At 35.7% G+C, this 21,819-nt stretch carries 26 protein-coding genes and 2 pseudogenes; 6 read left to right on the top strand and 22 right to left on the bottom strand.

The genetic code is table 11. The features are described from left to right. Window positions 1–377: 377 nt before the first annotated feature. Window positions 378–1,154 (bottom strand): heliorhodopsin HeR, encoded by a 777-nt coding sequence (heR, locus tag HNQ37_RS07195; protein WP_183540762.1) that lies wholly within the window; start codon window positions 1,152–1,154, stop codon window positions 378–380. 562 nt (window positions 1,155–1,716) lie between these two features. Here heR and HNQ37_RS08745 point away from each other — a divergent pair. Next, window positions 1,717–2,196 (top strand): HAD domain-containing protein, encoded by a 480-nt coding sequence (locus HNQ37_RS08745; RefSeq protein ID WP_183540760.1) that lies wholly within the window; start codon window positions 1,717–1,719, stop codon window positions 2,194–2,196. Window positions 2,197–2,235: 39 nt separating this feature from the next. On the opposite strand, the gene HNQ37_RS07185 is transcribed toward HNQ37_RS08745, so the two are convergent. From HNQ37_RS07185 to HNQ37_RS07175, 3 genes are read right to left on the bottom strand one after another with little or no spacing between them, the layout of a single operon-like run. After that, complete coding sequence (locus tag HNQ37_RS07185; RefSeq protein ID WP_183540758.1) at window positions 2,236–3,228, bottom strand: succinylglutamate desuccinylase/aspartoacylase family protein; 993 nt, start codon at window positions 3,226–3,228, stop codon at window positions 2,236–2,238. A 47-nt stretch (window positions 3,229–3,275) separates the two neighbouring features. Further along, the gene (locus HNQ37_RS07180; protein WP_183540756.1) at window positions 3,276–3,662 is read right to left on the bottom strand and encodes a DUF1398 family protein; all 387 of its coding nucleotides are present in this window, start codon (window positions 3,660–3,662) and stop codon (window positions 3,276–3,278) included. Beyond that, complete coding sequence (locus HNQ37_RS07175; RefSeq protein ID WP_183540754.1) at window positions 3,662–4,042, bottom strand: VOC family protein; 381 nt, start codon at window positions 4,040–4,042, stop codon at window positions 3,662–3,664. Before HNQ37_RS07175 ends, HNQ37_RS07180 begins: the two co-directional genes overlap by 1 nt. 406 nt (window positions 4,043–4,448) lie before the next feature. Here HNQ37_RS07175 and HNQ37_RS07170 point away from each other — a divergent pair, with 406 nt between their 5' ends. Continuing rightward, window positions 4,449–5,084: a DNA/RNA non-specific endonuclease gene (locus tag HNQ37_RS07170; RefSeq protein ID WP_183540752.1), complete on the top strand. Its 636-nt coding sequence runs from the start codon at window positions 4,449–4,451 to the stop codon at window positions 5,082–5,084. Between the two features lie 236 nt (window positions 5,085–5,320). On the opposite strand, the gene HNQ37_RS07165 is transcribed toward HNQ37_RS07170, so the two are convergent. Further along, a complete protein-coding gene (locus HNQ37_RS07165; protein WP_183540750.1) occupies window positions 5,321–6,040 on the bottom strand; it encodes a YebC/PmpR family DNA-binding transcriptional regulator in 720 nt (239 codons plus the stop codon). A 246-nt stretch (window positions 6,041–6,286) separates the two neighbouring features. Between HNQ37_RS07165 and HNQ37_RS07160 the strand changes: the two are divergent. Continuing rightward, window positions 6,287–6,691 (top strand): annotated as a pseudogene (locus HNQ37_RS07160) (rhodanese-like domain-containing protein); the annotation flags it as partial. A 4-nt stretch (window positions 6,692–6,695) separates the two neighbouring features. Further along, a pseudogene (locus HNQ37_RS07155) lies at window positions 6,696–6,949 on the top strand (metal-sensing transcriptional repressor). Window positions 6,950–6,992: 43 nt separating this feature from the next. Here HNQ37_RS07155 and HNQ37_RS07150 read toward each other — a convergent pair. The 8 genes from HNQ37_RS07150 to HNQ37_RS07115 form a co-directional block, all read right to left on the bottom strand. Then, window positions 6,993–7,475: a GNAT family N-acetyltransferase gene (locus HNQ37_RS07150; protein ID WP_183540745.1), complete on the bottom strand. Its 483-nt coding sequence runs from the start codon at window positions 7,473–7,475 to the stop codon at window positions 6,993–6,995. Beyond that, a complete protein-coding gene (locus tag HNQ37_RS07145; protein ID WP_183540743.1) occupies window positions 7,466–8,569 on the bottom strand; it encodes a nucleotidyltransferase in 1,104 nt (367 codons plus the stop codon). The genes HNQ37_RS07150 and HNQ37_RS07145 overlap by 10 nt, the downstream gene beginning before the upstream one ends. Then, window positions 8,557–9,291: a class I SAM-dependent DNA methyltransferase gene (locus HNQ37_RS07140; protein WP_183540741.1), complete on the bottom strand. Its 735-nt coding sequence runs from the start codon at window positions 9,289–9,291 to the stop codon at window positions 8,557–8,559. The genes HNQ37_RS07145 and HNQ37_RS07140 overlap by 13 nt, the downstream gene beginning before the upstream one ends. Window positions 9,292–9,362: 71 nt before the next feature. Continuing rightward, entirely contained in the window at window positions 9,363–9,722 is a 360-nt protein-coding gene (gene rsfS, locus HNQ37_RS07135) for a ribosome silencing factor (protein ID WP_183540738.1), read from the bottom strand. A 48-nt stretch (window positions 9,723–9,770) separates the two neighbouring features. Next, on the bottom strand, window positions 9,771–10,370 hold the full coding sequence (yqeK, locus tag HNQ37_RS07130; protein ID WP_183540736.1) for a bis(5'-nucleosyl)-tetraphosphatase (symmetrical) YqeK: 600 nt from the start codon (window positions 10,368–10,370) through the stop codon (window positions 9,771–9,773). Continuing rightward, on the bottom strand, window positions 10,363–10,965 hold the full coding sequence (nadD, locus tag HNQ37_RS07125; RefSeq protein WP_183540734.1) for a nicotinate (nicotinamide) nucleotide adenylyltransferase: 603 nt from the start codon (window positions 10,963–10,965) through the stop codon (window positions 10,363–10,365). The genes yqeK and nadD overlap by 8 nt, the downstream gene beginning before the upstream one ends. Window positions 10,966–11,048: 83 nt before the next feature. After that, window positions 11,049–11,369, bottom strand: a complete 321-nt coding sequence (locus HNQ37_RS07120) for a YhbY family RNA-binding protein (RefSeq protein ID WP_183540732.1) — start codon at window positions 11,367–11,369, stop codon at window positions 11,049–11,051. A gap of 337 nt (window positions 11,370–11,706) precedes the next feature. Beyond that, a complete protein-coding gene (locus HNQ37_RS07115) occupies window positions 11,707–12,069 on the bottom strand; it encodes a hypothetical protein (protein ID WP_183540730.1) in 363 nt (120 codons plus the stop codon). 192 nt (window positions 12,070–12,261) lie between these two features. Between HNQ37_RS07115 and HNQ37_RS07110 the strand changes: the two genes are divergently transcribed. Next, complete coding sequence (locus HNQ37_RS07110) at window positions 12,262–13,245, top strand: DNA/RNA non-specific endonuclease (RefSeq protein WP_183540729.1); 984 nt, start codon at window positions 12,262–12,264, stop codon at window positions 13,243–13,245. Between the two features lie 67 nt (window positions 13,246–13,312). Here HNQ37_RS07110 and HNQ37_RS07105 read toward each other — a convergent pair whose 3' ends face one another. From HNQ37_RS07105 to HNQ37_RS07090, 4 genes are all read right to left on the bottom strand, one after another. After that, complete coding sequence (locus HNQ37_RS07105; RefSeq protein ID WP_183540726.1) at window positions 13,313–14,479, bottom strand: ABC transporter permease; 1,167 nt, start codon at window positions 14,477–14,479, stop codon at window positions 13,313–13,315. Beyond that, the gene (locus tag HNQ37_RS07100; RefSeq protein ID WP_183540724.1) at window positions 14,479–15,219 is read right to left on the bottom strand and encodes an ABC transporter ATP-binding protein; all 741 of its coding nucleotides are present in this window, start codon (window positions 15,217–15,219) and stop codon (window positions 14,479–14,481) included. Before HNQ37_RS07100 ends, HNQ37_RS07105 begins: the two co-directional genes overlap by 1 nt. Window positions 15,220–15,673: 454 nt before the next feature. Further along, window positions 15,674–16,420 carry a pseudouridine synthase gene (locus tag HNQ37_RS07095; protein ID WP_183540764.1) on the bottom strand — a complete coding sequence of 249 codons (747 nt, stop codon included), beginning with the start codon at window positions 16,418–16,420 and terminating at the stop codon, window positions 15,674–15,676. A gap of 110 nt (window positions 16,421–16,530) precedes the next feature. Then, complete coding sequence (locus HNQ37_RS07090) at window positions 16,531–17,289, bottom strand: MurR/RpiR family transcriptional regulator (protein ID WP_183540722.1); 759 nt, start codon at window positions 17,287–17,289, stop codon at window positions 16,531–16,533. Between the two features lie 402 nt (window positions 17,290–17,691). Between HNQ37_RS07090 and HNQ37_RS07085 the strand changes: the two genes are divergently transcribed. Then, on the top strand, window positions 17,692–18,072 hold the full coding sequence (locus HNQ37_RS07085; RefSeq protein WP_183540720.1) for an IS3 family transposase: 381 nt from the start codon (window positions 17,692–17,694) through the stop codon (window positions 18,070–18,072). Between the two features lie 172 nt (window positions 18,073–18,244). On the opposite strand, the gene HNQ37_RS07080 is transcribed toward HNQ37_RS07085, so the two are convergent. The 5 genes from HNQ37_RS07080 to agaB are packed head-to-tail and all read right to left on the bottom strand — an operon-like array spanning window position 18,245 to window position 21,593. After that, window positions 18,245–18,967: a 6-phosphogluconolactonase gene (locus HNQ37_RS07080; RefSeq protein ID WP_183540718.1), complete on the bottom strand. Its 723-nt coding sequence runs from the start codon at window positions 18,965–18,967 to the stop codon at window positions 18,245–18,247. After that, on the bottom strand, window positions 18,968–19,432 hold the full coding sequence (locus HNQ37_RS07075; RefSeq protein WP_183540715.1) for a PTS sugar transporter subunit IIA domain-containing protein: 465 nt from the start codon (window positions 19,430–19,432) through the stop codon (window positions 18,968–18,970). 20 nt (window positions 19,433–19,452) lie between these two features. Then, window positions 19,453–20,271, bottom strand: a complete 819-nt coding sequence (locus tag HNQ37_RS07070) for a PTS system mannose/fructose/sorbose family transporter subunit IID (RefSeq protein ID WP_183540713.1) — start codon at window positions 20,269–20,271, stop codon at window positions 19,453–19,455. After that, window positions 20,261–21,070, bottom strand: coding sequence for a PTS galactosamine transporter subunit IIC (gene agaC, locus HNQ37_RS07065; RefSeq protein WP_183540711.1), 810 nt, complete (start codon window positions 21,068–21,070; stop codon window positions 20,261–20,263). The genes HNQ37_RS07070 and agaC overlap by 11 nt, the downstream gene beginning before the upstream one ends. 40 nt (window positions 21,071–21,110) lie before the next feature. Then, window positions 21,111–21,593: a PTS galactosamine transporter subunit IIB gene (agaB, locus tag HNQ37_RS07060; RefSeq protein ID WP_183540709.1), complete on the bottom strand. Its 483-nt coding sequence runs from the start codon at window positions 21,591–21,593 to the stop codon at window positions 21,111–21,113. Window positions 21,594–21,819 lie beyond the last annotated feature (226 nt).

The following is a 21,819-nucleotide window of genomic DNA, read 5'->3' as shown; positions in this document are numbered from 1 at the left end:
TCCTTTTCTACTTTTTGTTCTTGCAAACTCAAGTATAAGAGATTCAGGTGTTTTTTTCTTGCTTCAGGTGGCTAAACTAATTTTACAATTTGCCATAAATTATTTTTATTAAAAATTAAACTTCATAATAATGCTCTCTCATTATCCGATTCTCCCTATTACTTCAACTCTTCTATAAGTAAATGAACAATCTATTGACAATTCAGCCAGTCTACAAGTTGGATTCTCTTCATTTTCATCTATTTAAGTTAACGATATAACTTTTTAAGTTTTTCCATTCTCTTTTTTACTTTTTTTATACCAAAAAAGACAAATTTTAAATTCATCTTTTTATAAACTATTTCTACAATGTAGCTGGCGGTATCAGATAATTATTTCTATGGTTGCATAACTCCGGAAAATACAAGCCATGCGAGAGTTGTTTTTGCAACTAAACTTAAAATAATATATATATATTCTCCATACAAATAATCTGACCACTTACCGACTTTTTTATACTGTAAAAACATATTTATTGGGAAGAGATTAAAGAATATAAAGTATGATCCAAATATTGCATAAACAAACCATGGGACATCTGACGGATTTGAATTACCAAAAGCGTATAAAACAATGACTACCCATGCACCTAACCCTGCTATTGCACCAAAAATAAACGCTAACCAATTAGTTTTTTTGGTATATTGATTAAGAACTTCCATCATTAATCCGAACAAATTCATTGTCGCATTTAAAATAAACATTAAAATTAATGCTCCAATATCATATACTCCAAATAAAGTAGCAATTAGAACAATCATCAAGGATGAACTTAATGCATATTCATACCAACGAAAATAGTTAATGCCATTTTGTAAATCCTTATTGTACCTTTGATTAAGCTTTGGAGTTATGATTAAAAAATGAGCAAATGCGGATAAAAATAAGAATACCGAAACTAATATCCCAAACGGAATGTTCCCTATTTGTTTGGGATCAGTAACAAGTGCCATTTTAGCTCTATCAAAAGTTAGATAATAGGACCATATAGGCGGTTTGAAATCAATAACTTTTGTAATTGTCAAAGAAAGGATAAGCATTATACACCCTTGTATAAAATGCAAGCTTCCCATTATCAAGTTAAATTTCTTTAGTTTTAGCAGTTTTTTTCTCATGCTAACCTACTTTCTACAATGTGAATTTCGACTCCCTTTGTTAATTACATTATATCAAAAGAAAACGCTCTCATTACTTTTCCACATTTAAATTTTTTTTTGTAATTTAACATTAAAATACCTCAAATAAAAACAGTTCAACAACAATGATCTAACTGTATTAACTAGTGACAAGTACAGTCATCATTTATTATCCAGAGGGACTTGTCTGAGTGATAAATCCTGGTTCTGCTAATTTTCCTCCAAGATGAGGGAGGTCCGGATTTTTGTTAATTTATATTTCAACAATAAGGATTATTCAGAAGATCCATCTCGAAATAGAGTAAGATTCATTTACAACGGCAATACGAGTATATTTTTCCCACGGATCAGAAAGGCAGGGATTTTTTCATATGTATTTAAATTTAACTAATATAATAGTATTTTGATTTCATCAATTGATATCTCTTGATTTAACTCATGATTATTTAACTCACCACGTCTATTCCCTCATAGCTAACAGCAGTTGGTAAATAAAATAAGCCCTTGATTTTTAAGATGAAAGCCTATACAATTAAGGCAAATGTTATACATTCTTCTTGACATCGACGGAACAATTCTACCCACTCATATATCGGATAAGTCGCACCCTTCTACAAAAATCTCGCTGGATATCTCTGAAACTAATTTACCACTGAGCCTTTATGAGGACATCACGAATGAGTTAGTGAAGATCTCTCATTCAAACCACGTGAAAATTATTATGTGCAGCTCTTGGGGCGAAACTTCTATTCAGATTGCACAATATCTTGGAATAAAAAGCGATGAATATCTAGTCTTTTTTAATGATAATCCGAAACAGTGGTACAAGTGGCAGAGTATTGTAAATTTTTGCGAAACACACCCTAAAGATAAAATCATTCTATGCGATGACTTAGCCAGTTACGAGGTAACACGGCACAAGCCTCACAATCTGATTAAGATTTTTCAACCCAATCCACAGGATGGTCTTACAATGAAAGACCTGCATAAGATTTGGAAATTTGTTAATAAACAAAAATAACCCCGACTTTTAGTTAACTCGGGATTTATTTGTTCTTAGTTAATCTTCAATTTTTGCGAGATAGAACCACTCTTCATTGTTACGAATCGGATGATAATTTGGCAAAATCATGAGACAATCTTCCTCGGCAATAATTGTCTCTCCTGAATTGGTATGGGCAATGACGTCTCCTTCGTTGATCGTTTCCAAATGTTTCCAGTCGTGTGTCATTTTTCCTCCGTCAATCCAACGGTACATTTTTATCATACGGAGATTTTTGGATATTTTCTGATAACGATATTTTTCATCCATTTGTACAAATTGTTGGAGATAAGTTTTGTCTGAGATAATTTTAAGGTATTTAAGAGCATTAAGGATTACCCGCCACGCAAACTCAATAGAATCTGGATTCTCGTGACTTCCACATTCCACCGTAGTGCCAAGTATTCCCATCTTTTCTGCTAAATTTTCACTCGTAAAATCACCCTCAGGATACATCTTATCCCATCCGTAGATGATGTTTTTAGTTCCAAGTGCGTTCAAATATGACTTAAGCTCTAAGCTCTCATTCTGGCCAAAACAATAGGATTCACCTTCGGCAGTTTGAGAGTGAATATCAATCTCTGCATCTTTACTAACAAAAAGTCTAGCGAGTTCCTTAGCACGCTCTTGTTCGTAGCTTGATGGTGCTTGCCCTACTTTTTTTTGAAGTTCAATGTCTCCCATTTCAGCACGCATGTCGAATTGGTTGCCCACGTCTTCGTTTTCAACAATTTTATTGCCATTATCACTTAAAAAATGACCATCACCCGACCAAAAGAAAGAGCGGTTTAGGTTGTCTTCTGTCAATCGCACACCTTGACGAAAAGCACGTTCATTGGAAATAGGGACTGTTGTAATCTCCCCCGATTCGAGCAAAAGTTCTCCCGAAATTATTTTTTTCCGTAGACGTTCAATTGCAAAATATCCACAAGTCTCATTCCCGTGAACAGTCCCAAGTAGTAACAACCTCTTGCCTGGCTTCTCGGCTGAAAATACATCATAAGCTAACATAAAGATATTTTCCTCTCTTTAATACTCACTAAGGAAATAAGAGCCATTTATATAGGCTCCGATTGCATTAGCTCATTTCCCCAACCATAATAATTTACCAGCCTTGCCTCTAAATCAGTCGTCCAGTAAAGAACACCTGATAAAGAAGCTCGCTGACAAAAATCATCAAAATGAGATAATTTTCCAGTTTGAGCAACCCGAATAGCTTCTGCCAAGGTTTCTTTATTTGAATCAGGCATAATCGTATGCGGCTTAGCATTCAATTTCAAATCAATTACTTCACCATATTGGTCGTAGTAGCGATAAAGGCCATCAGAAACATAATAATCGTATTTGATAATGCCCATGCCAATTAACCCCTTAGCTAATTGAGCAAAATTCTTAGCATTTCCCTCATTGTTGACGAGACTTTCAAGTTTTTCTAAATCAATCATTAAAATTTTTTCGCTTTCTCTTCCGCAAATGCATAATAATCACCATTAAAATCTTGGAAATTAAAGTTTTTAAATGGTACTTCATTAATTTCACTAATTGTCACTGCAACTTTTGAAACCTTTTCATGCCATGATTCAAGATCGTCAACCATAAACAAAAGACTTGACTTAGCTTCGGCCACTTCAGGAGAAACTTGGCGAATGAAGTCCACATTCCAGAGTTGAAAGCGAGCAGTTGCCTCTTCAAACGGCGAAAGAACAACTGTTTCTTGTTCCGCTTTTCCACTTCTAGAAATCTCTATAAAACCAATTGACTTCCAAAAGTTAGCTGAGTTTGAGACATCCTTAACATAGAGCATATTACACACTATAATTGACATCTTTATTCTCCTATAATCTTGTGATATTATTTTTAATTAAAATGAATTTTTCACTTAATTAGATTAGGTAGTTTATCTTGACAAGGTTCAAAATAAATTTAAATCACCTCTTTTTGAATACTAAATTTTTTAGGCTTAAGAAAACTTTTATATTCTCTAATTGAATTGATGGGATGTGTCCTATGGTGTTTTACACTAGCATATATTTTAAAGATTATTTCCTAAGCTTCTTCAAAATTGGCATTTCCTAGGAAATTTTTATTCCATTTTGGATAAATATTATGAAAAAAATCTACATAAAAGTAATCAATTTAATTTTACGTGCTCCTCCGAAAACAAGCCTCATTTTTATTCAAACAGCTCATTTCCATGAGATGATTATAACATGCTGTGTTAAAATTTAGCCATGGAAATAGTTGAAATACCACAAAAACCTCTGCACTTTATGTTAGAGCGCCAACTTGTTTTAGCGCCTTTGGATATATTGGGTCGTGCTCGAGATGCACATATCCAACTTCGAGATGCTTTTGAGCCACTTGTCGAACGTAAACACCTTGACTATCACCCGCCAGGTTACCAGCATATTTTTTTAAAAAATAAAATGTCGAACGGAAAATCATATAATGATTACTTGTGGACACGCGGTCACTTGGTTGGCCACCAGTTTTCGGGTCTTGATAATGAACCAAGAAATTTAGTTACTCAAACCGTTTGGTGTAATTCTGGCTCATATTTCGAAACAGACGAATCAAATGTTGATTCCATGATATTTTATGAAAGTCGGCTGGACAAGTGGATTAATACCTTCCCTGAACTCTATCTTGACTACCAGGTCACTCCAATTTACCATGGTAATGAATTAGTCCCGCGTGAGATTCGTTTAGCTTACGTTGCCTATTCACCAAAAAGCCAGATTTTACCTCTTATTCTTGGTAGCAATAGGGAAAAACTAAACGAAGAGGGCGTAACCATTGTGATAATTCCTAACTCCTCACCAAACGCAGTTATAAATTATGAAACTGGCTTTGCCAAACAAAAATAACCTCCAAAAATTTTTGTGGAGGTCAAAATATTTTCAGCCTTGGGTTGCTTGCTCAGAACACTGCAGATTTTATACATACGTTACAGGATGGTAAAGACTGAGCCGGTGAAACAATTAAATAAAATTAAAACGGTGACAAATCACCGTTTTAATTTTATCTTTTTGTGTCTCTTATATTCCCAGTTATAAAGCAAAAACCACTCCACACGGTTTAAACAAAAGATATAACTAAACTGTTAAAGATTTGCTACATTATGATAGACTTTTTGTACATCATCATAGTCTTCTAGTGCATCTACCAAGCCCCTGAAGATTTCAAGATCTTCATCTGAAAGTTCCACTTCATTTTGAGCGATCATTTCAAGTTCAGTTTCTTCAAATTCTTGGATACCAGATTCACGAAGGGCCGCAATAGCTTTGTGTAAATCAGTTGCTTCAACATAAACTATGATGTTCCCTTCGTCTTCTGAAACATCACGAACATCTACTTCAGCATCCATCAATTTTTCGAAGTAATCATCAGAATTTTCGCCTTTGAAAACAATGACGCCTGTATTATCGTATGCATAGCTTACAGCACCTTCACCAGCTATATTTCCTCCATTTTTGTGAAAAATTGTACGAACATCTGCAATTGTACGGTTAACATTCGAAGTCAAAGTTTCACAAATTATAGTAGAGCCGTTTGGTCCAAAACCTTCATAACGTCCATCCACGAAAATTTCGTCTGACTTACCTTCAGCTTTTTTTATGGCATTATCAATAACATGACGTGGTACTTGCGCTTGTTTAGCCTTCTCTATAGTAAACTTAAGCATGCTGTTGGCTTCTGGTTCAGCAGAACCACCACGCTTTGCTGCAACATAAATTTCTACGCCATATTTTGCATAAATCTTTGAGTTAGCACCATCTTTAGCTGTTTTCTTTGCTACAATATTTGCCCATTTACGTCCCATTGGAATGTCCTGTCCTGCTCTGACCTACATCAGAGTCCATTGCGAATTCTCGCAATGTCCTTTCTTTTTTATAATAGTAATAGTGAGGCTTTGCCCATAATTTTCCTTTACATTATAACATAAAACAGGATTCTCCTTATACTACAATCCTCCTAGAAATATGAGCTTTTATACCTTCGCAACTCGAAGAGAGAATTAACGAAGTTCAAGATGGTGACTACATTATATGTCAATCAGGAATCCGCTCTGCCAGAACTTGAAATAACCTATGCACCACCTTTTGGCTCAGCTAAAGATCCAGTTAATATGATTGGTTATGCTGCTTTCAACATTTTAGAAGGAATTTCAAGTAATGTTCAATGGCATGAGTTAGAGCGAGAGTTAGAAAGAGGTAAAATTTTACTTGATGTTAGAAACCCTGACGAATTTTTACGTGGCCATTTTCAAAACTCTGTTAACATACCTCTTGAAGAGCTTCATAGTAATTTAGATGAACTAGATTTGAATCAAGAGTACATTGTTAGTTGCCAATCAGGCCTCCGGAGTTATATTGCTGAGCGTCTCCTTCGCCAAAATGGATTCAATGTTCAAAACCTTGATGGTGCCTATGGCCTATACAGCACTGTCACAAATAAACTTTTGGAGTGTTAAGACGATGCAAATCTATAATCAAAAAATTACCAACCGATTGAAGAGAGCTGACGGTCAACTTAAAGGTATCCTACTATGATGAAACCTGAAAAAGAATGTATAGACGTAATTACTCAGCTAAGTGCGGTTCGCTCAAGTTTGGGCCGTTTGATTGGCACTATTGTAGCGGAAAATCTAACAATTTGTTTAATGGAAGAAAATTCTGAAGAACGTGATACAAAGCTTAAACAAGCTATAAATATGATAATAAAAAAATAAAAAGAGATTCTAATATAGAATCCTTTTTTGTTCGCTAAAAAATTTAAATCTCTAATTTCAACAGTGATACTGGGTTTGCTCTGATCCCGAGTGATCGGGTCTCTTTTTTTAGTTTGTAACCTTTTGATATCCAAAATTTAATAGCCTGTGGGTTGTTTCGGAGAACCGCCAATCCAATCTTTTTTGCACCATGATTTTTTGCCAATTTTACAATTTTTTTCTGAACCTGGCTTCCTACCCCTTTTTGGCGAGCACCTGGCAACAATAATAGCAATCCAACAAAATCCGTTTCTCTTTCTGGACAACCTTGAATAAAATCTAGGAGCCCAACAAGTTGGCTTCCTTCATAGATTCCAAAATTAAACTTCTCAGCATAACTTTTGCCTGGTGGTAATGTGTCAAAGAAGTTACGTGCACTCTTTTTGATATCTACTTCTTTACCATCAAGTTGCAAATAATCCTTGGATTGCCCAAAGATTTCTTTCGCTTGTCTAAATTGAGATCGATTCATCCCTCTTAATTCCATATTATTGGCTTCCTCGAATAGGTTTGCTCAGGAATTTCTGGATTGCCCAAACGGTAAACCTCATCTGCTCTTTGAGTTAGGAAATCCCAAGGATACTGACCAATTTTTGTGGTCAAAGAAACCTCATTCTCACGAGCCCTTGCAAGTATCTTCTGTCCTCTAACCGTAAAACCAAGCACATGAATAGATTCAGGTAGTGGGCAACTTTTTGGAATATCTAAAAGTATATACGTCAATAATCTACGAATATGCCCCTTAGTGTATCGTTTTGTATAAACTTGCTCAATGAGCTCCTGGAGGTTGTTTGCGGTTTTGATATATTTCTTTATACGAACAGACAATTCTTCATTGACTTGGTAAACATTGGTCAACCTACTAGAAACTGTAACCTTATACCTAAGTAATTCCCAGAAATCATCCCAGCTTCTTTTCGGTGAAGATTTTAATAAATTCCAAGTATCTGCCGGAACAAAGGCTGAAGCCTCAGAAAAGTTTTGTCGAATAGCTGTTGCCGAAGCAATCAATCCTGATAATTCAGTTTCATTGTACCCTGTCTGTCTCAGAACAGTTCTTAATTTAATTTCAGTCCCGGATACAGCTTTTGCATATGCTAGCCCTAAAATATGGTTCGGTGTATTCCCATCAAACTCAACTCCAGCAAAATGCTTCCAGGCCTTCTCAGCCTTCAAAGGATAAGACATCAATTCTGGAAGCTCTTCCATAAAAGCCTGCATTTCAGAAGACTTTTTGGCATAAATGTCAGATATCCTTTGATAATTCATCCCATCCGATTCACTACCAAAGAGAATTTCATCCACGCCTAACTGATGTAATATATTGACAGCACCTGTCGCAAAAAAATCAGCTCCTTGTAAAGCGCTCATCAGTGGAAGCTCAACCACTAAGTCTGCTCCATTTGCCAAAGCCATCTCAGTTCTTGTCCACTTATCGACAAAGGCCGGTTCACCTCTTTGCATCCAATTACCGGACATAACAATTACTTTAATTCTGTCATCGCCTGCCGCATCTAGTAAGAGCTTGTGACCGTTATGAAAAGGGTTGAATTCAGCAATAATTCCAGTTACTTTTTGCATATAAAAAACCAACGAGCTGAGTCTTTTGATGGAGAATTATCAGTGAAGTCTGAAAATAGCGTAATACACGAAAAGCCAACTGAATTCAACATTTTTACAATTTCAGCCGACTCATAAGTCCGCTCAACATGTAACTCATCCTTACGCACAAACTGGTCATCTTTCTCTTTAATGAAAAATGATAATTGATGTTCTATGCTATGAGGAACTTTTCCCTTGTATGAGTCCCAAAGGAAAGCAAAATCTTCCTCATTTTCATGATAAGAATAGTCTGGAAACACTTCGTCTATCTGATAAGTTGAATGGACATCAAAAATAAAGACACCCTCTTCCTCAAGCAAACTATAAACTCCTTCAAAAGCAAGACCCCACTCTGATAGGTCAGACAAATAACAAAGCGAATCAGAGTAGCAAGTCACTACATCAAACTTTGCAAAAGGTGGCAAATAACGCATGTCGCCTTGCATCCAAGTGATCTCAACTCCCGCACTCTTAGCCTTCTTCGTTGCTAGCTTAAGCATATCTTCAGAAATATCTAGAGCAGTCACATCATAGCCATTTTGAGCAAGTAAGACTGACAGAGCACCAGAGCCACAAGCCAGTTCAAAAATTGACTTTGAACTTTTTGCTATGTGGCGCTTTGTAAAAGCCAACCAGTCATCATAAAGCGATTGGTCCATTACTTGATCATAAACTTTTGAAAAATCTTCATAAAATGTCATGTTAAGACCATTTTACCATTTTATGTCAAATAAAAAGCCCCGCTTTTACGGGACTTATCAAATTATTTTAATTATTCTGATACCCATTCAGACAAGTTAAGTATCGGTGCGTCGTTCCATAGTTTTTCAAGATTATAACGGAGACGTGTATCTTCGTCAAATACTGAGACAATGATATCACCAAGATCAATTAAGACCCAACCAGAATCTGGCTGACCTTCAATTCCTTTTCCAACTTCAACACCTTTCAAGTGAGCTGCCTCATCAATTGCTTCAACAATGGCTCCAAGTTGACGATTGTTCATTCCTTGCATAATAACAAAGTAATCTGCAATTCCTGAGACTTGTGACACATCAAGTGCTACGATTTTTTGGGCCTTTTTGCTATCGGCTGCTTTAACAACGATTTCTAATAATTCTTTTGCTTCCAAAATTTTTCCTTATTCTATTTTGTATTGTGTATTTAGTTAATCTACATTCTAATCTTTATCTGTCAAGGCTCCAATATATGAATTATATGTTTCTAAAGTTTGTGGATAAATTGGTAAATTGTGATCTGCCAGATAGATAATCGTTTCGCGCGTTTCATATGCAACAGCAATATCCAAAGATTTTTTTGCCAATTGACGTGCCTTATCTACTCCAGAAAAATCACGCCCCTCCTCGATATAATCAGCAACATAAACAATTTTGTCAAGTAGGGACATCTCTTTTGCACCTACAGTATGCACTTCTATGGCATGGAGAATTTCTTCATTATCAAGTCCTAAATCTTCCTTGACTTTCAAAAAACCAACTTTCCCATGCCAGACCGCATTACCCCATTTTTTAAGATCTGGATCAAGCTGATACTTGTCAATCAGTCTCAGAAATTCTTTTGTGGAAGCCTCTTTAGCATAATCATGAAGAAGACCTGCCAAGCTTGCACTATAGATATTTCCCATATAGCGTTCAGCCAATTCAGTTGCCATCTTTTCCACTCCAAGCATATGCTTGAAACGTGAGGGCTTAACTTGAGTTTGAATTTTTTCAAGTAACTCTGTACGGCTCATTGAGATTTCATCATAGTTATCAAACATTTTTCAGATACAATCCTTCTTTTTTGATATATGCCAACACACGAGGTGCCAAAAGAAAGTTAGGTACAATTCCTTTGGCAATCTGTTCCCGAATCTGAGTTGAAGATATGTCCATTTGTGGGCAATCAACCCATAAGATCGGATAAGAAGTACCTGCACGATATTTTGGACGTTGAACAGCCACAAAGGTAACAAGTTTCATTAATTCATCAATCTGGGGCCAACGAGACAAAGAATTCACCATATCTCCCCCAATGATAAAATATAAATCTGTATCTGGGAACTTTTTTTTAAATGTCTCAACAGTTTCAAAAATTCCGCAGGCCACACCAGAACTACGGGATTCCTCAACAATCAGATTTTCTTTTCCTTCAGTCGCAAGTTTCAACATTTCAACAACCTGATCAGTGCCCTTTTCAGGTAAAAATTGCACATTTTCAAGGTGAAGCTGTTGACGAACTTGATCAGCAATAATTAAGTGTGCCACATGAACTGGATTAAAAGCCCCCCAAAAAAGACCAATTCCATTCTTATGTATAGTCATTTCTCTTTTAATTTCAACTTTTGTAAAGGGAGTCAATAAATCAACGGTCATATTCTCTAAATCTCTCATCCAGAACTGGGTAGCCCATTCCGCCTAATATAACATAGGCAAAGATATTTGTCAAAATTAGATATTTAAATTGATATCTTTAAATTCTTCACTTCTTCTGAAATTTTGCGGTTTTTCTTCTCAGCCGCAATTTTAAAAACTACCAAGTTACGGCCAATAATTTGGATGACATCAATTCCCATTTCTTCAATCATACCTGATAATTCATCAGGTCGAACCTCAGAATTTTGAAGTATTTGCACTTTGATAAGTTCACGTGCATCACATGCATGGCGAACAGAGGTCAAGATTTCATTTGATACTCCGCCCTTACCAACTTGCACTATTGGCTTCATGTTCACAGCTAGACTACGAAGATAGCGTTTTTGTTTTCCTGTTAATTCCATTAAATTTCCTTTACTATACCAATATTAATTAATCATTTTCTTGCTTTATCGTTTTCTTCCATTTGAAAGTAATTTTCAAAGAGGAGAAGTTTGGTGCTTCACTCCTACAAATAATGCCTTAGCCTAGTTTGTTCTCTGAATTGATATACCTTGACCATAGCCGTTTAGCACAAAGATAAAAAACAGAAATTACTTCAAGACCAAAACTGAAAAAATTTACATATCCATTGCTTCTAATACAAAGGTTACACGGTAAGCCCAAACAATTTTGCACGTGTTGGTTAGCCAATACCCAATTTTGGTTTTTTTAAAGTTCCAAAATATTCTAAAGCCATTGTTATTTTTCTAGAATTCCTTTTAGTTTCGCTAAATCTGATTTAATTCTTTCAAGAGTGTCAGATTCATCAGACCAAGTAGTAAAAGTTAACAGAGTTTTTTCATCATATTGAAGCACACGCATTGGGTTATAATACTCCTGCCCTCTTTCATCGCGCACCACATAATCAATAACTCCATAGTCGTTTGGTGCAACAAAAGCCAAGTCACAGGGTCCTAGAGATGTCTCTGCATTTAGCCCATTCTCATCCTGACTAATTTTGTGGAAAAAACTAACCCAATTTGATAAATTTAAAGGATTTTGTAAGTATTCATAAGCCTTAACAAAAGATTGATTAATCTCAACGTTAATAGTTGTTGTCACAATTCCTCCAGTAAACAATTTGTCTATAAGTGCAAGTACAGATTTAATTACAAAAAACTTTTTGGTCTGCCTATGGAATTATTATACACTAAATTATCTAGGCTTTGTAAATGTAGTTTAAGCCTATATATAAGAGATTATCTCTGATATTTCCATACATTCTTATGCTACAATTTAAACAAAGGTATACTTATGAAAAATAAATTCAAATTATTATTTGTGGCTCTGACTATTTCACTTTTTTTATCAGTTGGATTTTCTCAACAAGTTCAGGCTGCCAATCAAAGTCGAACCCAAATAAAGACATACCTTATTGACTACACCAATCAAAGCTACCCTGGTCCAACCCAAAATTACTATTATGATAATGGAGCAGCTGACATGACTGGCTTCACAAAAATCAAGTCTGGACAAGCACTCTTCCTTCCAGATTCTCAAGGTCGTTCTGGCACTGCAGTGGCGATCTTGACCTATTCTGAATTCGTTGCTTCAAAAGGAGCGCGCCAAGGTAATCCTTTGAAACCACCTTATTATCCTAAAAACGTCAAAACCTCAATCAGTTTTTCTTTAACTGGAAAAACTGAAAAAGGATATATTTGGAATAAAAGTCATTCAATCGCCGATAGCTTATTAGGAAAATTGTCATATTCATCAAAATATAATTTCACTTCAGGAACACGCAGTCAAAATGTTGGTGCCAATGATAGAGGTGGGATGCGATTTCCCGAAGAAATTGCTGAAAACTATTGGAAGTCACATCCCAACACAAATATCACTATCTCCTATATGACCACACCAATTTATAATGGAAATGAGAAGATCCCTCGTGGATCCATAGTTGACGAAAAATCCTCCGATGATACAATTAACACCGAGATTGTTGTAATAAACTCAGCCGAAGACCTTTTAATCAACTATAACACTGGAAGTTTTACTCATACAAAAAACTCAAGCTCAAAATCTGGTCAAACAGAACCAAGTACCTCAATTGTCAGTCAAGTTCCGCTTTCTCCTGCAAGCAGCAGTAGATTAGTCTATGTGGCTAATAAAGGAAAGTCTGATACTTACTGGTACAACGAGAACGATATGCCCGCCTCTACCAACAAAACTAACGTCATCACAATAATCGAATCTCAAGCAATCTCTGTAGGTAAACATGCCTCCAAAGCTGAATAAATCCTCCTAATTAAAAAACAAAAGCCAGTCAGGTACCAAAAATGTTTGGCTTTTTAAATATTTAATCTTATGTTCTACGTAAATTTTTTAAAGCTACTACATTCACAAAATACAATAAGATAACTATCCCTAGAAGAATTGACAAATCTATCCATATCTGGTTAAAGCCCATCCCTTGCTTGATAACTTTTTGTAAAGCATCTACACCATAATAGAGAGGCATAATATGTGCTAGCCATTGCAAGGGCTGTGCCATTGTATCAACATTGATTAGCCCAGAAAATAGAGCCTGAGGAACAATAGCAATTGGGATAAACTGGACAAACTGGAACTCAGTCTTAGAGAAAGCGGATAGCATGAGTCCCATCAACAGTGCTATCAAAGCTATCAGTAGGTTAATCAAGAGGACCCAACCAAAATTTCCCAAAACTTTCATATGTAGACCGTATCGAGCCCATAAAACAACTAGCACCGTTTGTATCACTGCCAAAAGGCCATAGGACAAGGTGTACCCAGCAACAATTTCACTCCTTTTCACTGGTGTCACCAACATTCGAATAAGTGTGCCACTTGAACGTTCATTAACAAGAGAAATACCAGAAATCAAGAAGACAAAGAAAAAAACAAAAAAAGCGACAAGGACTGGTGCCAAATTATTAAAAGGATTTAGCTTGCTATCTCCATAGAGATAGTGATCAGCGATTTTAAAACTAGATGCTGAACTTTCAGAAAGTTTTGGCAAATCCTTCCCAGATAATTGTGGTGCACTTGTTATCACCTTCTTTATTGCACTGTCAACTGCCCGCTGAATCTCCAATTGTGTTTTTTTAGCTTGAGTTTTCTGAACCGACCCATTAACAATGCCGCTAATAACTTGTGTCATCCCGGTATCTTTATTTGCATAAGTCACATCAATACTATTATCATTGATCAAGATTACAGCTGCTAAATTATTCTCGTTGAACGTCGACATCTTACTGTTATTGACTTTAATTATGACCAATTTGTTATTTTGACTAAGCTGATAGGGGAGCTGATCTTTTTTGGGTAAACTTTTTGCAACTTCGCTTGCCTGATTATCAATGCCAATCCGATAAGAAACTTTAGTTGGGACTTGAAGAAGTAAGTAGAGTAAGCTTAGGATGACCAAAGGAGCGATAAATAACAATACCAGAGACCTCTTGTCACCTAAGCGCTGTAGAAGAATACGTTTAAAAATTGCGAAGATTCTCATTATTTCTCCTTCTTTTTGAATTCAAGCTCACGTCCTGCTTTGATAAAAGCCTCTTCAATACTCTTCGCTTCATAGTGTGCCTTTATTTCATCTGGACTACCTTCCGCCACGAAATTGCCCTCTCGTAAAAGTAAGACTCTATCACATTTTTCAGCTTCATCCATAACATGGGTTGTCATAAGAATGGTTTTTCCCGCAGCCACCAATTCTCGTAGTTCTTTCCAAATCTTCTGGCGAAGCTCGGGATCAATTCCTACCGTGGGTTCATCAAGTAATATGAGTGGAGCATCAGTTTGTAGAGCAATTGCTAGAGAAAGGCGACGTTTCATTCCTCCTGAATAACTAGCTAGAGATTTACCAAGCTGGTCCGTCAGATTTACCGTTTGTGCAGCTTTAACCAACTTGTCTAGCAAAGCTTTTTTGGAAAAGCCTTGTAAAGCGCCAAAAAATTCAAGATTTTGCTGACCAGTTAATTCTCCAAACAAAGCATCAGATTGTGCCATAAAACCAATTTTTCCCATGACTCCGCGATTAGGAATCAACTTATCAAATATAGTAATTTTTCCGGCTTCAGATTTAGTCATTCCAAGCAAAGAATTGATAAAAGTAGACTTTCCAGCTCCTGATGGTCCAATAAGACCGACAATTTCTCCCGGCTTCAACTCTAAAGAAAGGTTATCCAAAACCCTTTTTTTATCAAAGCTAACAGTTAAACCTTTGACTATTACTGGATTTGTCATTTATAAAGTCCTCCCACATTCTCTTTCTTTTTTGAAAGCTTTGACAACATTACCCAGATGAATCCCCACACACCATTGGTAGTAAAAATCTATTCGTTTTAATCACTACTATCTGCTTAGTACTTATCGTTTAATTTGCCATATCAAATTTAGCTACAGTTTTTCCTTGATAGTGACAAGCAAATTTCTTTAAGCCTGACAGAATCTCTCCACAACAGGTAACTTGTTCTCAATATTTTTCAGTATAGAAATCAAATTCTAAATCACTTCACCGATGAATCTCATAAAGCTTCTTAACAATCTTTTATGTTATTTATGAAATTATCCAAAATTTTATTGTTAGGAAATTAATAAATAGCTAAAATTTTCAAACAGTCTAAAAAAATCCTTTCGATGTTTTTCCAAATCTTAAAAAGATACGTAAACGTTCACTTCAGAAATAAAACACTCACAATTACAAGAATTTACTTTCAGTTTTTAAGAGCAAAACTTCCTCATCTGTCAATGATCTGTATTCACCAAGTGCTAATCTTTTATCAAGTTTCAGTTTTCCCATTCGAATACGTTTAAGATAGAGTACGTACATATCTACTGCCTCAAACATCCGCTTCACTTGATGGAATTTTCCTTCATGAATAATCACATGAATATCACTAGCAACACCTAACTGAGTTTTTGAGTTTTCATAAATTTTATCAATAAACAATTCTGCGGGAAGAGCCACTTCACCATTTTTTAACATTAAACCTTCTTTAAAAATAACAATCATTTTATCAGTCACCCGTCCATCAATATGCGCAAAATACTCCTTCTCAACATGTTTCTTTGGTTGAGTCAAATTGTGGCCAAGTACCCCGTCATTTGTCAAAATCAAAAGACCTTCAGTATTCTTATCTAGACGACCAACAGGAAAAATATCTTTACGAAAGTTTGACTCACTCAATAATTGTACAACCGTTTTATCAAGATTATCCCTAGTCGCACTGACTACTCCTGCAGGCTTATTCAACATATAGTAGAAAAATTTCTGATAATTGAGACCCTGACCATCAAATTTTATTTCATCAGAATTTTTATCTACCTGAAACTTTCCATCTTTTTGGACAAGCCCATCAACAGTAACACGACCCTTTTTTAGCAAAACCTTAACATCAGTTCGACTGCCTAAACCCGCAGATGCAAGATACTTATCTAAGCGCATACTCATAGATTTATTATACAGAAAAAATTATAAAAAGAGACTTATGCAAAGACTCTTCCTATATATTTATATTTTTATTTTATTCCGCAATTTGTGACTGTCCTGAGTATTCATATATTGCGTATTGTCGCGTTTTGCTTATAAATCGCAAAAGCGTCAATCAGAATTCTGTTTACAATTTGTAAAGGAATTCGGCTAGCAACATCAAGCCCAAAATTTAGTTCTTTGACTTTTGACTTGTAAGCAGAAATGTTTATGTCTGCTGCTCTAGCTATAGAACTTAATGGATTTGCTGTTAATGCTAAAATCTCCGTTCCCTTAGCCTTAGCAATAGAAATCGTATCCACAAGCTCTGGAGTCTCACCTGAAATAGAAATCACAATAACCAAGTCAGTTTTATTCATTTTTCCAGCATGATATTTCATAAATTCTGGATCATCATATCTTGTAACTCGTTTTCCAAATAACTGCAACTTAGCCATCATCTCTTGGGAAACTGTCGTACTCAACCCCATTGCTATTAAAGTAATATTTTCATGCCGATTTATTAAGCGAATAGCATTTTCAATCTCTTCGACCGAAAGTTGGTTGATTGTTCGTGTTATTTCTGTTTCATTTTTCAAAAAAGCTTCATTTACTTCATTTGAGAAACCATTAATAGGGTAGTTTTTACTACTTTTTACAGTATGCTTAAAATCTGAGTAACCATCATACCCCATCTTGTTCAGGGTACGGTTCACAGTAGAAATTGATACGTGGGCCTCTTCAGCTACTTTTGAAATAGTCATATGACTTATTTTTGATAAATTATCCTGAATAAAATTCCAACAAAAAAATTCTGTTTCACTTAGTTGTTTTTTAAATACCATATTTAAAACCTCATAGCACATAAAACTATCAAGCTAGATTCATGTCACTGGAAGAACCTACCACAACAGAATAATTTATTTACTATTTTCCTCTTATTTATACAGACTAATTATAACAAAATCTTTTTGCACAAGACCATAAATGTCAAATAATTTACTGCGAATCTTCAAAAATAAATTTGGGGTTTATATGTTAATGCTCATTCTGAGCTAATGCGGGCGGAGATGGAATTAGTAAAGTGAACAAGTAGTCCCATTTTCATTTTTTTAGCTTTGTCGGCTTCTGATGATACCTAAAAAGACGGTACCAGTTGTAAGCATATACTTCAATCTAAGGAACTGATTGGTAGCCAGTGTAGGTGTTAAATTATCCATTCCAGCCTCATATTTAAAAAACTGGCGTTGCTTGGTAAACATAAAATGGTTTCGATTGAGCTTAATAAGATTGAAGTCACCTCGGATTGTCCTTATCGGCTTACCTTTACCTCGACTAGGGCTTACCAGATGAAAAACAATGTCCAGATTCTCAAATCTCGCAGAATTATTCGGTCGATAAACCGTAAGGAGAATTGTCATAATAATTCGACCATAAAGAACTTCTTTGGATTGCTTAAACAAGAGCTATATTATGGTTATACATTCACAAGCTTTGAAGAATTAAAGCAGGCTATTGTGAATTGGATTCATTACTACGATACTCATCGAGTAAAAGAAAAGCTAGGGTGGCTTTCTCTAACCGAATACCGATTAAAAATGATACAACAACAAAAAACTCGAACGTAATCGTTCGAGCATTTGTCCAGGTTTATGAGTGCACTACATCAAAAGTTTATATTTTGGGGCTCACATCTAAATACCTGAGTTTTTTGGGTGTAAATCACTTTCGAGCTACTACCAATTATTTGGCCTTTTCACAATATCTAGATCAAATGATATATTATAAAAGGTATTAATTCTAGATAAAAAATCCTGCCTCTGAATCCACATAGAAATTACTTTCATACAATGAATCCTTAAGTAGGGTAGCAGGTAGCAAATTTGTAGGGCAACTATTGATAATCTTTTCAACAATTATTGCTTTCCTCTTACCTGTTGCAATTAAATATATATTTTTTGCCTTAAGTAATTGCGCAAATCCCAAACTTATACCTTTTGTTAAACTCATCTCTTTACTAAAGTATTTAGTCATCACTTTAATTGTCATTTCAGATAAATCCACAATGTGAGCTTCTAAATCTGTATCACATCCTGGCTCATTTAAGCCAATATGACCATTCATACCAACCCCTAAGAGAACAAAGTCTATACCTAAATCAGATATAAGTGAATTTATTTTTCTTATCTCTGTTTGCAAATCATTGCTTAAACCGTTAAAAAGAGTAATTTGATCTTCACGCAGGTCGAGAGGGGTAAAAAAGTCATCATATAGCATCTGCTTACATGACCCAATTGTTTGACGCCCGACTCCAACCCATTCGTCGAGTCCTACAAATCTTGCACGTGAAAAATCAATCTCACCCTCCCTATTCATTTTTATAAGTTTTCCCATAACTGGACGTGGAGTCTCACCACATGCAAAGCAGAAAACAGCATCAGGTTTTTCAGAAAGAATTCTTTTGACCTCTTCAACAGTTCTGTTTACAAGGCTATCCACATTTTCAAATCTTTGAGCTTTCATCTAAATTCCATTCTCAAAGTCTAAATCATCGGTATCTACTATATCAATATGAGTATACTTATCTATCGCATTTTGTCCTTCAGAAACTAAAACATTTGCTAGAACTGATGCTGAATCCATTGGTGTTAACGTTGCGGTTAGCAAAAGAGGAAAATTAGTTCCAGATAAAATTTCAATATTCTTTTCTGGGTTCTCCCACTTAAGCATTACAGCTTCCTTGTAAGGTGATCCACCTTTTAAATCAGTTAAAAATATTACTTCACTATCTGTATTTGATAATGCTATTTCTAAATGTTCTCTCAATTCTTCAGTATTATCAGATTCAAGAAAATTTACATTTTGAATATTCCCTTGTGGACCTGCAATCAAGTTTAGAGCAGAAATCATGCCTTCTGAAAACTTACCGTGTCCCGTAACTATAATATTTACCATACAAAATCCTTTCAAATTAGTAAGACCTTGCATGCGCAAGGTCTTACTTTTGGTCAAAGAATACCTAAGAACGACAGAACTAATACCAAGACAAAAGTTGCGGCTATCAAAATAACCGGATTAGTCTTTCTTTTTCTGATCAAGTAATAAAGTAAGAAAACAAATGCAAACGGTAACAAGTTGGGCAAGATCCGATCAAAGAAACCAGATTGAAGTTCAAGTTTACTTGATTTATTAATCACAAACTTTGTTAAAACTGTAATATGAACATATGACGCAATCAATCCACCAATTACTGTAACACCAAGTACCGTTGCAGCACGGCCAATGATTTCTGATTGTTGTTTGATCATTGGAATGGCCTTGACACCTAGATTATAACCTAAACGTGTTGTGAAGAACCGTGATGCAAAAATCAAGCAATAAGCTAAGAAGAATAAAATTGGCCCGACAACAGATCCACCAATTGCCATTGATGACGCAATACCAGCTAAGATTGGCAATACCGTAAACCAAAATATAGCATCTCCAATACCAGCCATTGGTCCAAAAATGGCATTTTTTAAGGCTCGGATTGTTTGTCGCTCCTCATGTCCCTCTTCCATAGATAGAAGTAATCCTTCCAAAAAGCCAACAAGGTGAGGACTCGTATTAATAAAGTCCAGATTATCTACCATTGCAGCTTTCAAACCATCTGGATCATTTTTGTAAATTTTCTTCAAGAAAGGAATTTGTGTAAGCATAAAGCCGCCTGCTTGCATACGTTCATAGTTAAAACTAGCTTGAAGTAATACAGTACGAACTGCAAGTTTGTTTAAGTCTTTCTTTGTTAGAACACGTTCTGGAACTTTTGTTATTTCATTAGATTCCATTTGAAAAGTCCTCCCCTTCTGGATTTAAATTCGGGTCTATCACAAGCTTGGGTTTATTATTTTTAATCTTTTGATCAATTGTATATGTGTAGATAGCAAGAGCCAAGCCAACAACCGCAACTGGTAATAAGTTTGAAAAATTTAAGAAGCTAGAGAGAATAAAACCTATTAATAAGAAGGGCATAAATTCCATCTTTAACATTGTATTCAAAAGCATTGCAAAACCAATGGCCGGCAATATACCACCTATGACTTCAAAACCGTGAGTAAGCCAGGTCGGAAGCGAGGAAACAAAAACCCTCATTGGTGTTTGCGCTAAATAACCGGTTAAAAAGACGATAATACCATATGTAATTGCCACAATGCCGGTCGTCGTGATGTTGATCCGTCCAACTTTTTTAGTATCACCTGCATAAGCAGCTGCATCAATTTGACGCATGAAGAAAGCGAATGTTGAATAGAAGAACAAGATAACATATTGCATCAAAAGTGAGAAAGGCAATGCCAAAGCCATAGCAGCTTCAGGCTTTGCACCAGTTGTGTGTGCAATTACCACTCCCATTACACCTGCCAAAATTGGGTTAGGTGGTTGAGTTCCTCCTGCAGGCGTTAAACCCGCAAAGGCAAGCTCAGTAACCCCGCCAACAATAAGTCCGGTTTGCAAATCGCCTAGGATGAGACCAGCAATAGGAGCAACAATAATAGGGCGGAAGATATAAAGCCCCTCCAGCCAAAAGTCCACACCTTGGATTATTGCAGCAATCGACAAGAGAAGACCTTGAATCAACGTAACATGCATGTGTTACACCTCCAAAATAAATTTTTATAATAACTCTAAATTACTTAACATCTTTCAGCACTTCTTTAGCTTCTCCAGGAACATCTTGAATATAGACAGTAACTCCTGCTTTAATAATAGCGTTCAAATCATCCGTGTCCTGCTGATTGACATAGACTTTTTTACTCAAAGAATGCTTTCCTTCAGAAAAATGAAGATTTCCGACGTTGATTTCTTTAATTGGAACCCCAGCTTCCACAAGCACACGTGCAGAATGTGGATTCTGGACAACTAAGAATATTTTTTGTTGAGGAGCCGCTTTCCTAATGATGTCAATTGTACGTTGGAGAGTAAAAAATCTTACTCCCGCTCCTGAACTCTCTGCAGTCATCGACATTAATTCTTGAGCTATTGTATCCTTTGAAGCGTTATCATCAGCGACTACTATTAAATTTGCTCCAAGAGTTTTTGTCCAAGTAACCCCTACTTGGCCATGAATTAATCGATTATCGATTCGAGTCAATAAAATATTCGGTACTGGCATACCATCCTCCTTATAATTTTGAAAGCACTAAATATAAAGTTACAAATTTTATACTTTCAGCATCGTGTATATAATTCCTGTCTACACCAATATTATAGCGTTTTCATATTGGAAATTTTTCGACATTTATATGGTAAGTGTCAAATAATTGGCTGTAAATCTTCAAAACTGAATTTTTGTTTATATTTTAAAGCCCATCCTGAGCTTATGAGATCCAAGATGTACT

The sequence above is a fragment of the Lactovum miscens genome, assembly GCF_014202895.1.
Classification (GTDB): Bacteria; Bacillota; Bacilli; order Lactobacillales; family Streptococcaceae; genus Lactovum; species Lactovum miscens.
This window is presented reverse-complemented; position numbering and strand designations above follow the sequence as displayed.

Bases quoted from the DNA above. Each gene is read 5' to 3' on its own strand.
- yqeK (WP_183540736.1), bottom strand. From the start codon at position 10,370: ATGTTTGATAACTATGATGAAATCTCAATGAGCCGTACAGAGTTACTT.
- HNQ37_RS07140 (WP_183540741.1), bottom strand. From the start codon at position 9,291: ATGACATTTTATGAAGATTTTTCAAAAGTTTATGATCAAGTAATGGAC.
- HNQ37_RS07095 (WP_183540764.1), bottom strand. From the start codon at position 16,420: ATGCGCTTAGATAAGTATCTTGCATCTGCGGGTTTAGGCAGTCGAACT.
- HNQ37_RS07180 (WP_183540756.1), bottom strand. From the start codon at position 3,662: ATGATTGATTTAGAAAAACTTGAAAGTCTCGTCAACAATGAGGGAAAT.
- HNQ37_RS07170 (WP_183540752.1), top strand. From the start codon at position 4,449: ATGGAAATAGTTGAAATACCACAAAAACCTCTGCACTTTATGTTAGAG.
- HNQ37_RS07100 (WP_183540724.1), bottom strand. From the start codon at position 15,219: ATGACAAATCCAGTAATAGTCAAAGGTTTAACTGTTAGCTTTGATAAA.
- HNQ37_RS07105 (WP_183540726.1), bottom strand. From the start codon at position 14,479: ATGAGAATCTTCGCAATTTTTAAACGTATTCTTCTACAGCGCTTAGGT.
- HNQ37_RS07185 (WP_183540758.1), bottom strand. From the start codon at position 3,228: ATGTTAGCTTATGATGTATTTTCAGCCGAGAAGCCAGGCAAGAGGTTG.
- HNQ37_RS07175 (WP_183540754.1), bottom strand. From the start codon at position 4,042: ATGTCAATTATAGTGTGTAATATGCTCTATGTTAAGGATGTCTCAAAC.
- HNQ37_RS07080 (WP_183540718.1), bottom strand. From the start codon at position 18,967: ATGAAAGCTCAAAGATTTGAAAATGTGGATAGCCTTGTAAACAGAACT.
- HNQ37_RS08745 (WP_183540760.1), top strand. From the start codon at position 1,717: ATGTTATACATTCTTCTTGACATCGACGGAACAATTCTACCCACTCAT.
- HNQ37_RS07165 (WP_183540750.1), bottom strand. From the start codon at position 6,040: ATGGGACGTAAATGGGCAAATATTGTAGCAAAGAAAACAGCTAAAGAT.
- HNQ37_RS07110 (WP_183540729.1), top strand. From the start codon at position 12,262: ATGAAAAATAAATTCAAATTATTATTTGTGGCTCTGACTATTTCACTT.
- HNQ37_RS07090 (WP_183540722.1), bottom strand. From the start codon at position 17,289: ATGGTATTTAAAAAACAACTAAGTGAAACAGAATTTTTTTGTTGGAAT.
- HNQ37_RS07145 (WP_183540743.1), bottom strand. From the start codon at position 8,569: ATGCAAAAAGTAACTGGAATTATTGCTGAATTCAACCCTTTTCATAAC.
- HNQ37_RS07120 (WP_183540732.1), bottom strand. From the start codon at position 11,369: ATGGAATTAACAGGAAAACAAAAACGCTATCTTCGTAGTCTAGCTGTG.
- agaB (WP_183540709.1), bottom strand. From the start codon at position 21,593: ATGCCAGTACCGAATATTTTATTGACTCGAATCGATAATCGATTAATT.
- HNQ37_RS07075 (WP_183540715.1), bottom strand. From the start codon at position 19,432: ATGCAAGGTCTTACTAATTTGAAAGGATTTTGTATGGTAAATATTATA.
- nadD (WP_183540734.1), bottom strand. From the start codon at position 10,965: ATGACCGTTGATTTATTGACTCCCTTTACAAAAGTTGAAATTAAAAGA.
- HNQ37_RS07150 (WP_183540745.1), bottom strand. From the start codon at position 7,475: ATGGAATTAAGAGGGATGAATCGATCTCAATTTAGACAAGCGAAAGAA.
- agaC (WP_183540711.1), bottom strand. From the start codon at position 21,070: ATGCATGTTACGTTGATTCAAGGTCTTCTCTTGTCGATTGCTGCAATA.
- HNQ37_RS07070 (WP_183540713.1), bottom strand. From the start codon at position 20,271: ATGGAATCTAATGAAATAACAAAAGTTCCAGAACGTGTTCTAACAAAG.
- heR (WP_183540762.1), bottom strand. From the start codon at position 1,154: ATGAGAAAAAAACTGCTAAAACTAAAGAAATTTAACTTGATAATGGGA.